Source organism: Kitasatospora sp. NPDC028961 (genome assembly GCF_055564815.1).
Window position 1 is genome coordinate 233,173 of the sequence record NZ_JBVHVO010000008.1, and the last position, 10,636, is coordinate 243,808.

At 73.5% G+C, this 10,636-nt stretch carries 10 protein-coding genes; 8 read left to right on the forward strand and 2 right to left on the reverse strand.

Going from position 1 to position 10,636, the window contains the following annotated elements; genetic code table 11:
* The first annotated feature begins 63 nt into the window (after window positions 1–63).
* From ACZ4UX_RS17845 to ACZ4UX_RS17860, 4 genes are all read left to right on the forward strand, one after another.
* On the forward strand, window positions 64–1,959 hold the full coding sequence (locus ACZ4UX_RS17845; protein ID WP_465707347.1) for a hypothetical protein: 1,896 nt from the start codon (window positions 64–66) through the stop codon (window positions 1,957–1,959).
* A 25-nt stretch (window positions 1,960–1,984) separates the two neighbouring features.
* Window positions 1,985–2,605, forward strand: a complete 621-nt coding sequence (locus tag ACZ4UX_RS17850) for a class I SAM-dependent methyltransferase (protein ID WP_359803989.1) — start codon at window positions 1,985–1,987, stop codon at window positions 2,603–2,605.
* A gap of 102 nt (window positions 2,606–2,707) precedes the next feature.
* Entirely contained in the window at window positions 2,708–3,226 is a 519-nt protein-coding gene (locus ACZ4UX_RS17855; RefSeq protein ID WP_329486286.1) for a nucleoside 2-deoxyribosyltransferase, read from the forward strand.
* 125 nt (window positions 3,227–3,351) lie between these two features.
* Window positions 3,352–4,821, forward strand: coding sequence for a M1 family metallopeptidase (locus tag ACZ4UX_RS17860; protein WP_465707348.1), 1,470 nt, complete (start codon window positions 3,352–3,354; stop codon window positions 4,819–4,821).
* Between the two features lie 112 nt (window positions 4,822–4,933).
* On the opposite strand, the gene ACZ4UX_RS17865 is transcribed toward ACZ4UX_RS17860, so the two are convergent.
* A complete protein-coding gene (locus tag ACZ4UX_RS17865; protein WP_465707349.1) occupies window positions 4,934–6,565 on the reverse strand; it encodes an ADP-ribosyltransferase domain-containing protein in 1,632 nt (543 codons plus the stop codon).
* Window positions 6,566–6,838: 273 nt separating this feature from the next.
* Between ACZ4UX_RS17865 and ACZ4UX_RS17870 the strand changes: the two genes are divergently transcribed.
* From ACZ4UX_RS17870 to ACZ4UX_RS17880, 3 genes are all read left to right on the forward strand, one after another.
* Window positions 6,839–7,516: a macro domain-containing protein gene (locus ACZ4UX_RS17870; RefSeq protein ID WP_465707350.1), complete on the forward strand. Its 678-nt coding sequence runs from the start codon at window positions 6,839–6,841 to the stop codon at window positions 7,514–7,516.
* Between the two features lie 155 nt (window positions 7,517–7,671).
* The gene (locus ACZ4UX_RS17875) at window positions 7,672–8,109 is read left to right on the forward strand and encodes a hypothetical protein (RefSeq protein ID WP_329486290.1); all 438 of its coding nucleotides are present in this window, start codon (window positions 7,672–7,674) and stop codon (window positions 8,107–8,109) included.
* A 257-nt stretch (window positions 8,110–8,366) separates the two neighbouring features.
* Window positions 8,367–9,452 carry a restriction endonuclease gene (locus tag ACZ4UX_RS17880; protein ID WP_465707351.1) on the forward strand — a complete coding sequence of 362 codons (1,086 nt, stop codon included), beginning with the start codon at window positions 8,367–8,369 and terminating at the stop codon, window positions 9,450–9,452.
* Between the two features lie 21 nt (window positions 9,453–9,473).
* Here ACZ4UX_RS17880 and ACZ4UX_RS17885 read toward each other — a convergent pair whose 3' ends face one another.
* Complete coding sequence (locus tag ACZ4UX_RS17885; RefSeq protein WP_465707352.1) at window positions 9,474–9,830, reverse strand: DUF6234 family protein; 357 nt, start codon at window positions 9,828–9,830, stop codon at window positions 9,474–9,476.
* Between the two features lie 132 nt (window positions 9,831–9,962).
* On the opposite strand from ACZ4UX_RS17885, the gene ACZ4UX_RS17890 reads away from it, so the two are divergent.
* Complete coding sequence (locus tag ACZ4UX_RS17890; RefSeq protein ID WP_465707353.1) at window positions 9,963–10,523, forward strand: hypothetical protein; 561 nt, start codon at window positions 9,963–9,965, stop codon at window positions 10,521–10,523.
* Window positions 10,524–10,636 lie beyond the last annotated feature (113 nt).

The window sequence follows — 10,636 nt, forward strand, 5'->3', positions numbered from 1 at the left end:
CGCCGGCCCGTCGCACCCGCCGCCGTCCCATCCGTCCTTCCCACGACCCAGAGGTGGTCCACCATGAACGCCGCCCCCGCCGACCAACGGCCCGACCGACGGCCCGACCTGCCGTCCGGTCCGGCCGCCCTGTTCCGCACCGTCACCCGGCACCAGTTACCGCAGGCCGTACGGGAGTTCCTGGACTCCCCGCAGCTCCTGCCGGTGCCGGTGCCCACCGACGACCGGGCCGACCTGGCGCAGAGCGTCGAGCTCGCCGGCCGGCTGTACGGCGGCCGGCGGCAGCCGCACCCGCTCGACTTCGGGATCGTCCTCGGCGCGGCCGAGCTGCCCGAGGGGCTCGCCGAGCTGGCCCGCCCGCTCGCCCGGACATGGGTGGCCGAGGAGGAGTTGGCGGACGTCGCGTCGTTCCGGGCGCGGCACAGCGGTTCGCTGCTGCTCGTCGGCCGCTACGACCGGCTCACCCTCGACCCCGTCCGGGACCTGCTGCTGGACACCTACCGCGGCCGGCGGCACGGGCTGACGCTGCTGAGCGGCCGGGACGACGCCTCGGTCGGCTGGAACATCGCCAAGCAGTACGCCGAACCGGCCCTCGACGTCGACGCCCTGGGCCTGTTCACCGACACCGACCGGCCGCCCCGGCTTCCCGGGGTCCAGGTCTTCGACGACCGCGACTTCGAGCGCGAGGACATCCAGGCCCGGATCCTCGGCACCCGGTGGCGGCGGGTGGCCTTCCAGGGGCACGGCAAGGACGACAGCGTCAACCTCGGCGAGTTCACGATCTGCGGCCTCAACGGCACGGCCGCGGCCGTGCCCGGGCTGCTCGGCCCGCGCTGCGCCTACGGACTGCCCTGCTACAAGCCCGAGGACAAGCTCGTCCCGCTCAACCGGGTGGAGGCCGTGGAGCTGGTGCTCAGCGCGTGCAACAGCGGCCCGCTCGCGGACCTCGCGCTGTACGACCCCAAGTACCAGCTGCTGCTGAACGCGCTCGACGGCCCGGCCCGCACGGTGGTCTCGGCCGTGTCGGTGCACGACTCCGACCGGCCGGAGAACGTCGCCTGGATGCACGGCGCCCTGGTCGGCGCGGACTCCGTCGACACCCTCAACGCCAGCCTGGCCGGGTCGCACCCGTACCCGGCGTTCATGCGCTTCGGGCTGCCGGCGGCGCCGGAGGACACCCCGCCGCCGCCCGCCCCGGCGGACCACCGCCCCGACCCGCTGCTGCTCACCGTGGGCGCCCGGCTCACCGCCTACCTCGGCTCGGAGCTGCTGCCGCACAACCACCCGCTGCGGCCCCGGCTGACCAGGCTCGCCCGGAAGGTCGACCTCTGGGTGGCGCGGCCGACCCATCTCGCCGACCAGTCGCCCGAGCAGATCCACGACTCGCTGACGGCCGACCTGCAGTCCCTCGACCACGTGATCACCGAACAGGTCGCGGCCAACCCCGAGCACGAACTGATGAACTACCCCGCGCACTTCGGCGACCGCAGCAGCCTGGACCCGCAGGTGCGCGAGGTCACCTGCCACTGCGGCCGCCCCGCCCAGGAGTTCACCCGGCGCGGCCTGCTCCCGCACATCCTGGACACCACCTGCGCCGTCTGCATGCGCTGCGGCGACGTCACCTTCCGGCTCCCGGACTCCCCCGCGCTGCTCGCCCACGCCCCCGACGAGGTCGAGCAGGGCGGGGTGCTGGAGATCCGGGCCGTGGTCACCGCGGCCCGGAGCGGCCCCGTCCGCCTCGGCCTCTTCGTCCCGAGCTACCTGCGCGAGGACACCACGGTCGAGCCGGTCACCACCCGGCTCCGGCTGACCGGCGGCCGGCCCGAGGAGGTGGGGTTCCGTGTGCGGTTCGCCGCCGACACCGCCCCGCAGGCCTACTACTTCACGGTGTTCGCCGTGCAGGACCTCGCCGTCTCGACGGCCCGGCGCCACTTCGGGGTCGTCCCCCGCAGCGCCTGACCCACCGCACAACCCAAGGAGAACCATGGAGAGCCAGACCAAGCCGGCGATCGAACTGATCGAGCAGAACGGCGAGGTGACCCTCAGCATCGGCGGCGAGCAGGCCATGCAGGCCTGGGAGCGGGACCTGATGTGGGCCAGCGCGGACATGCTCTGCGAGTACGGCCAGGACTTCTACGAGGTGGGGCTGGGCCTCGGCCTGTCCGCGCTGCGGATCGCGGGCAACCCGGCGACCCGCCGGCACACCGTGCTGGAGCTCTTCGACGAGGTCGAGGACCTCTTCCGGGCCCGCCACCCCGAGCTGCCCGGCAACCTCGCCATCGAGCGCGGCAACTTCTTCCAGCGGATCTTCGAGCTGCCGTCCGAGAGCATCGACGGGATGTTCTTCGACCCGGCCCTCGACATGGACGTCTGGACCGACGCCGAGCTGTGGGCCAGGACCATGCCCGAGGTCGTCCGGGTGCTGCGCCCCGGCGGAGTGTTCATCCCCTTCTTCAGCACCAAGCCGGAGCTGCGCTGGCAGTACCTGCCGCACTTCCGCTCGATCCGGGTCGAGCGGCACCCCTTCGTCGCCTACGACACCACCGAGTACACCCACGGCGGCACCAGCGGTGACGCCTTCATCCAGTGCTTCCTCAAGGACTGACCGGTCCACCGCTCCCCCTCGGCCGGTCCGGCCCGTGACCGCCCCGCCGGCCGACCCCCACCCACCCCGCGCACCGGCGCTGTTCCGGAGGTACCTCCCCCCATGAGCATCACCCTGACCAACGGCTCCCGCCCCGACCTGGGCATCCGGTCGGTGTTCCTCGCCGGCCCGTTCATCCAGCTCCTGGACCCGGAGACCGGAGAGATGTCCGCCGAGTCGCGGGCCCCGTTCGACATCCTGATCAAGCACTTCGAGTCGCAGGGACTCGCCGTGCACAACGCCCACCGCCGCGAGGCCTGGGGGGCGGAGCTGATGCGGCCGGAGCAGTGCACGAAGCTCGACCAGGACGAGATCCGCAAGGCCGACGTGTTCGTCGCCCTGCCCGGCCACCCGGCCTCGCCGGGCACCCACATCGAGATCGGCTGGGCCAGCGCCTTCGACAAGCCGATCGTGCTGCTGCTGGAGCGCGACCGGGAGTACACCTTCCTGGTCCAGGGCCTGCACACGGTGGCCTCGGTGGAGTACGTGGTTCACACGGACCTCGCCGCCGGCCTGGCGGCCGTCGACCGGGCGGTCGACCTGGCGGTACTGCGGCAGCGGGAGGGCAGCGGCGCCCGGTGACCGTCCTCCGACCGACCCCCGGTCCCGTCCCGTCCCGCACCCCGGGCCGGGACGGGACCCGTCCGGCCGTGCCGCCGCACCGCCCGGCCGGACGGCCGCCGTCCGCCGGCGCCCCGGGCCCGTCCGTGGGGCCGTCCCCAGACCGGTCCCCGGCCCCGTCCCTGGGCCACGGCTCCCGGGCGGCCCCCGCGGACTGCCCACCGGGCCGTCCGCCGGGCCGTCCGCCGGGCCGTCCGCCGGCCCGGCTGCTGGCCGCGCTGCTCGCCTGCCTGGCGCTGGTCGCCACCGCGACGGGCTTCGCCCCGCCCGGCCGGGAGCGGTCCGCCGAACCGGCCGGCACACCGGCGTCGGCCGCCTACACCGTCGCGCTGACCGGGGACTCCTCGGGCGCCCGCTGGACCGGCCACGAGCGGGTGAGCTTCACCAATGTCTCGGCGCAGCCCCTCCCCGAGGTCTACCTGCGGCTGTGGGGCAACGCCCACGGGGGCTGCCCGGCGCCGGCCGTCACCGTGACGCGCCTGGTCGGGGGCGCCGCGGCCACCCTGTCGGCCGACTGCACGGTGCTGCGGGTCGCCCTGCCGGCCCCGCTGCGCCCCGGGGGGCGCCACAGCATCGGCTTCGACCTCGACCTCAGGGCACCGGAACTCGCGGACAAGGCCGGGCGGTTCGGGCGGCACGGGGCGTACAGCCACTTCGGCAACGCCCTGCCGGTGCTCGCCGTGCGGGACGCCGACGGCTGGCACCTCGACCCGTTCACCGACACCGGGGAGTCCTTCTACGCGCTGGCCGCCGACTTCACCGTGGTGCTCGACCACCCGGCGGCCCTAGGGGTCCCGGCCTCCGGAAGCTCGGCCGACGGCCCGGGCGCCGCCGGACGGACCGTGACCACGGCGACGGCCCGGCAGGTGCGTGACTTCGCCTGGTCCGCGGGCCCGTTCGAGAGGAGTTCCGCGGTCTCGGCCGGCGGGGTCAGGGTCACCGTGCACGCGGTGGCCGGAGTCGGTGCGGCGGACGCCCGGACCATGCTCGACCTCGCCGTGTCCGCGCTGGACACGCACGCCCGCGCCTTCGGCGGCTACCCGTACGCGGAGCTGGACGTCGTGCTGGACGACGACCTCTGGTTCAGCGGCATGGAGTACCCGGGCTTCGTCCTGGACCGGGTGAAGACGACCGCCCTCGTCCACGAGATCGCGCACCAGTGGTGGTACGGCATCGTGGGCGACGACCAGTACCACCAGCCCTGGCTGGACGAGTCCTTCGCCGAGTACGCCACCGACCTCGCCCTCGGCCGGGACGGCGCGGACTGCTGGAGCCGCGTCGCCTGGTCCGCCCCCGAGGAGCGGATCACCAACGGCATGGCCTACTGGGACGAGCACCCCGACCGGTACGGGGTGGTGGTCTACGACTACGGCGCCTGCGCGCTGCACGACCTGCGGCGGCTGATCGGCGCGGACGCGATGGCCCGCCTGCTCCGCGGCTACACCCGCGCGCACTGGTACGGCGTGAGCGGCACCCCCGCGTTCCTGGCCGCCGCCGGGGCCGCCGCCGCGGAGGACCTGGCCCCGTTCTGGGCGGCGCACCGGATCGGCGCCTGAGCGGCCCCGGCACTCCGGAGCCGCTCAGGCAAAAGCCCGGAGCCGCTCGGCAGAAGCCCGGAGCCGCTCGGCAGAAGCCCGGGATCACGCCCGGGCTCCTGCCCGGCCACGGTCAGGAGACCAGGCTCTGCTCCTCCAGCTCCGTCAGCGTCACGGTGCACAGGCCGCCGCGCTCTGCCTTCACGTTCGTCACCTTGAGCTGGGTGCCCGGCAACAGGATGAACTCCTCCTCGCCGGTGAACGCGGAGTAGCGCTGGATGCCCGCGGCCCGGACGGGGAGCACCTCGAACAGCGTCCGCCTGCCCCGGCTGCCGAGGAACCCCTTCGCCACGCCGAGCTCCGAGGTGCAGGAGGAGACGCCCCACCAGGTGACGGTCCGTCCGAGCGGGTACTGGGCGCGCAGGTCCAGCGAGACCCCGCGCCAGAGCGGCTCGGTGCGGGCCGGGAGCTGCGACACCGCCGAGAACAGCAGCCGCAGGTACGGGAGGTACGGCACGACCCGGCTCCGGTCCGGTGCGCGCAGGATGGCGTTGATCTCCCGGTAGAACGCGGACTCGCAGGTGTAGAGGTAGAGCGCCGAGATGGCCTCGGCGGAGAGCCCGCCGGCCGCCGCCTCCTCCGCCCGCCTGCGGCCGAAGGCGTGCGACCGCTCGACGTGCCGGTCCAGACCGGACAGCAGCGCGGCCACGGGGGCGACGGCCTCGCGGAAGTCCATCAGCGGAGTGTCGAACACCCCGGTGATCGCGGGAAGGACGAGCCCCTCGTCCTTGACGCTCGCGAGCCGCTCCAGGTAGAGCTGGTGCAGCTCCATCGTGGAGGTGATGAACGCGCCCATGCGTTCGGCGAGATCGCCGCCCTCCCCGCCGCCCTGCGCCGCGCCCTCGTTCCACCCCTTGGCCGGCAGCCAGTCGATCCCCTCGGCGCCCAGCGAGGCGAGCGCCGCGTTCACCATGGCGAAGTGGTCGCCGTCGCAGAAGATGTCGCCCTGCGCGGCCGGGTTGGCGTGGTCGATGTGCCGGACCTCGACCCCGGGGTACTTCTGCTGGAGCCGGAGCACGACCTTCTTCAGGCTGCGGGCGTGCGCGCCCCACCACGCGAAGACGACGCCCCGGTCCTCCTCGTCCTCGGCGTCCTGCTTGGCCCGGAGGATCTCCTCCACGATCCGCTCGGCGACCGGGCGCCAGAACGCGGTGTGCCGGTCGGTCGCCGTCGACCCGTCGCTGCTCGCGGTGAGCGCCGCGTTCAGCAGCAGCACGCCCTGGGTGAGCATCGCCTGGAACCACTCCGGAGGCTGCACGGTGTCCTGTTCCTTCAGCAGCCCGCGTATGTCGGCGATCGGCGTCTTCTTGGGGATGCCGTGCTTCCACATCGCCGCCGCCTTGATGATGCAGCGGATGCTGACCACCCGGCCGAACTGGCTGTCCTTCCAGTCGTGGAAGGTGTTGTCGAACATGGCGATGCCGGTGGCGCTCTCCGGCCGTGGGTAGGGGTTCTGGCCGAAGACGACGACCTTCCACTTGTGCGGCGCGTTGGGCTTGAGCGCCTGGAAGGTCAGCTCGCGGACGGGGACGACCTCCGGGCCGCGCCCCGGGCCGATGAACGCGGCCGCGTCCGGCTGGGCCTCGATGACCGGCTTCAGCAGCGGAAGCCACGGTTCTCCGCCGCCCTTGAAGAGCTCCGCGAGCGCCAGCGGGTCGCTCGGGTCGGTCGGGGCGGACGGCGCGGGGGCGTGGGCATCGCTCATGGTGGTGTGACTCCGTACAGCCGTGGTTCGGCGGACGTGACGGGGCGGCCGGACGGACCACCGCCGGGTGCCGGCGGTCGTTCGGTGAGGGCCCGTCACCTCTGCGGCGGACTCCACTGTTGTACCGGCCCGGTCCGACAGTCGGCCGGGCCGGCCGCGCCCGGCCCGGTTCCGCGCACCGCCGGTGCGGGACGGACCCGTTGTCGCCCTGTCAGTGGTCGGCGATAGCGTCGTCACCAGTTCGAGGAACCGTGTCCCGAAGGGGAGTGGAGCATGACCACCGATCGCCCGCAGACACCGCTCAGGGTCGTGTTGACCGACATCAACGCGCCGGTCGTGGAGGCCTGGCGAGCCGCGTTCGCCGACACTCCGGAGATCGAGATCCGCCAGGGGTCGATCCTCGACGAGGTCGTCGACGCCTGGGTCAGCCCGACCAACTCCCGCGGCCGGATGGACGGCGGGGTCGACGCGGCCGTCAAGCGGCACCTGGGCGCCGGCATCCAGTTGCGCGTGCAGCGGGCGATCCGGGACCGCTTCGCCGGGGCGCTGCCGGTCGGGAGCGCGGTGTGCGTGCCCTCCGGCGCCACCAACCCGACGTTCCTGATCTCCGCTCCGACCATGCAGGAGTCCTCGCAGAACGTGAGCGCGACCCTGAACGTGGCCCTGGCCTGCGCCGCCGCGTTCCAGGCCGTCCACCGGCAGAACACGGCGGCGCCGGGCAGCATCCGCTCGGTCGCCCTGGTCGGCATGGGCGCCCGGACCGGCCGGGTACCGGCCCGGGTCTGCGCCAACCTGATGTGGACGGGTTACACCCTGTTCAACGACCACACCTTCGAGGACGACGACGACCTGCGCGCCACCATCACCGCACAGCTCCACGACCTGGAGAGCGCGCCCCCCGCGCAGCGGATACGCATCACCCCGCCCGCCCGCCGCACCGGCCGCCGCTGACGGGGGCGCCCGGCTCCCCTGCACCCTCCGTGACGACGAGCGCCCGGACCGGCCGCCGGGCCGGCCCGGTCCGCCCCGCCGCGCTCGCGGAGTCCGGCCGACCCCGGCAGGCTGGAAGGGGGGACCGAATGGCGTCGCACCGTTCAGGAGGAGCCATGGACGCGGCCGAGCTGACCGGGACCTACACCTACCGGAGCTTCCTGGAGCTGCCGGACCCGGTCCAGGACTTCAACAGACTGCGGTTCGCGCAGTTGGAGCTGAGACTGACGGCCGCGCCGGACGGCACCGTCAGCGGCCTGCTGGTCTTCCCGGCGCCGCCGGGCACCGAGGCCGAGGCCATGGTCATGACCGGCCAGGTGTCGGGCTCCTCGCCGGTGGCCTTCACCCTCACCGGCAAGGGCCGGCCCGGCACCCCGATCTCGGACTTCCACTACGACTACGACGGCATCATCCTGCACCACTGGGACACGGGGGTGAACCAGCGGACCACCCTCGCCGGCACCGTCCTGCGCGCCGAGCCCCACGGCACCGGCGAGAACCTGGCCCCGGCCGGCCAGACCGCCGGCTTCCTCGCGGTCAAGCGCAACGCCTGACCCACCTCGGCCGGGTCCGGCAGGACCTGCCCCCACCACGGCCGGGCCGATCTGCCACCGGCCCCCGCAGTTCAAGTTCTTTTCATCCAACTCCCTCCGCCCACAGGACAACTGAATTACCGCCAGTCATGCTCATGCTCGCAGGAGCTGTCCAGGCGCAGGCCCTACTATCGGGGGCGACACACGACTGACGCCGCATCGGCGAGTCGTCCACCGTCACGCCTGCCCCACCAGCCACCCCTGCAAGGGAGCACCGTATGCCCCGGAGCCGGAAGCTCCATCGCCTCAGCAATCCCGACACCAGCGAGCGGCACGCCCAGCGGATGCTGTTCCGCCACCTCCGCGACGACACCAACGCGAACCGCGGCCGGATGGCCAAGCGGGTGCGCGAGCTCCAGCTCCTCCTGGCGATGGACCCGGTCGAGTTCGAGCAGCTGATAGCCCGGCTGATGGAGGCCATGGGCATGAAGGTCGAGCTCACCGCCCGCTCGCGGGACGGCGGGGTGGACGTGCGCGGGATCGACACGGATCCCTTCCGCGGCGGAAACGTGATCGTGCAGGTCAAGCGGTACCGGGACACCGTCACGCCGTCGGCCGTGCGGGACCTCTACGGCACGCTCCAGCACGACCGGGCCGCGACGAAGGGCGTCCTGGTCACCACCAGCCGGTTCGGCCCGAGCTCGCACCAGTTCGTGGCGGGCAAGCCCATCACCCTGATCAACGGCGCCGAACTGGTCGGCCTGCTCAAGCACCACGGTTTCCACGAGGTGTTCGCGGCCGCGCACCACGGCTGCGCCGATGACGGTGCCGGTGACCAGGGCGGCGACGGCCTGTCCGGGATCGAGCTGGCCACCGAGCCCGCCCGGCTCCTCCTGCACTGGACCGGCGAGGAGGAGTACGACATCGCCGCCCTGGTGTGCCAGGGGAACAGGGCGCTGTCGGACGAGCACCTGGTCTTCTACAACAACGCATCGACGCCGGACGGTTCGGTCCGGCTGGTGACCGGCTACGGCGACGCGAACGCCTGTCTGATGGTGGACTTCGACGCGCTCCCCGCCGACGCCGACCGGCTCGTCATCGTCGCCGCGGCCGACACCGCGAACCGTCCGAGCGCCACCATGGCCGGGTTCGCCGGACCGGCGCTGATCCTCGAAGCCGGCGCCGACCAGGCCCCGGCCGTCGTGCACCTGGCCGACGGCGCCGAGACCAACACCGCGATGCGCCTGGGCCGCTTCGACCGCGACACCGCCGGGAACTGGGACTTCACCCCCGCCCTCGCCGGCTACCAGGGAGGACTGCACCAGGCCGTCGTCGCCTACGGCCTGGAGGTCGAGGACGCGTAGCCCCCGCCCCCGCCCCCGGCGTCACGCCGACAGGTGGGCCTGGGCCACCAGAGCCGCGACCAGGCCCGCCGTGGCCAGCAGGAGGAGGGCCGCCGTCCAGGGGCGGCGGGCCCAGGCGGCCACGGCCGCCAGGACGAGGACGGCGGCCGTCTCGTAGCCGATGAAGTCGCCGTCCCGCCGGTGCAGGCGGCGGATCGCCTCCTGCCCGGCCGGGCCGTCGTACGACCGGGCCCAGCCCTCCATACCGGAGTCGAAGAGCCGGGCGACCAGCGCCCCGGCGACGAGCAGCAGCAGGAGGAGGCCCAGGGCCACATCGGCCCCGGTGCCGGTGCGCGCGGGCCGCCGCAGGCGCCCGGGGCGGGAGGGGGTCTCGTCCATCCGGCGATTCTGCCAAGCCGCCCGGCCGGATTCCTGAGTACCCGTACTCATCTCCGGGCGCGGGCGGGATCATGGCCGGATCCGCCGGGCGGGGCTGCCGCGACGGACATCGTGTCCCTACGCTCAACCGTCATGCGTATACCCGCCCCCGCATTGAGGCGCGTGCGCCTCATCGCCGTCATCGCCCTGTTCCTCGGCCTGCTGGGCGTCGGCCACCCGGCCTCCGCCGCCGAGCCCCCGCCGTCGTTCACCCTGAGCGTGGACCACCCCGTCGTGACTCCCGGCCAGGTCGGCACGCTGACCGTGACCTTCACCAATCACCAGTCCAGTGACGTGCAGTTCCTCTACGTGACGACCTACGCCTCCGAACAGACCTCACCGACCCCGGCCGGCTCGCGTCCGGAGTTCGTCTCCTGCACCGGTGACGCCAGCGCGTGCGGGTTCGAGCAGACCCTGTCGTACTTCAACATGACCGCCCCCGTCGTGCCCATCGCCCCTGGCGAGAGCCGCAGCGTGCGGCTCGCCTACCGGTTCACCCCCGAGTCCGACTGCCACAGCCCCTCCGTCGTCGCCTTCGGCGTCCTCTACTTCTACTACGAGTACGCGCAGGGCACGCAGACCTACGAGGGCAGGCAGTGGATCGAGGCGGGCGGCAGCCCGACCATCGCCATGACCTGCCCGGCCGCCGCGTAGCACGGACGCGGGGGGGGGGGGGGGAAGGGGGGGGGGGGGGGGGGGGGGGGGGGGGGGGGGGGGGGGGGGGGGGGGGGGGGGGGGGGGGGGGGGGGGGGGGGGAGAGAAGGGGG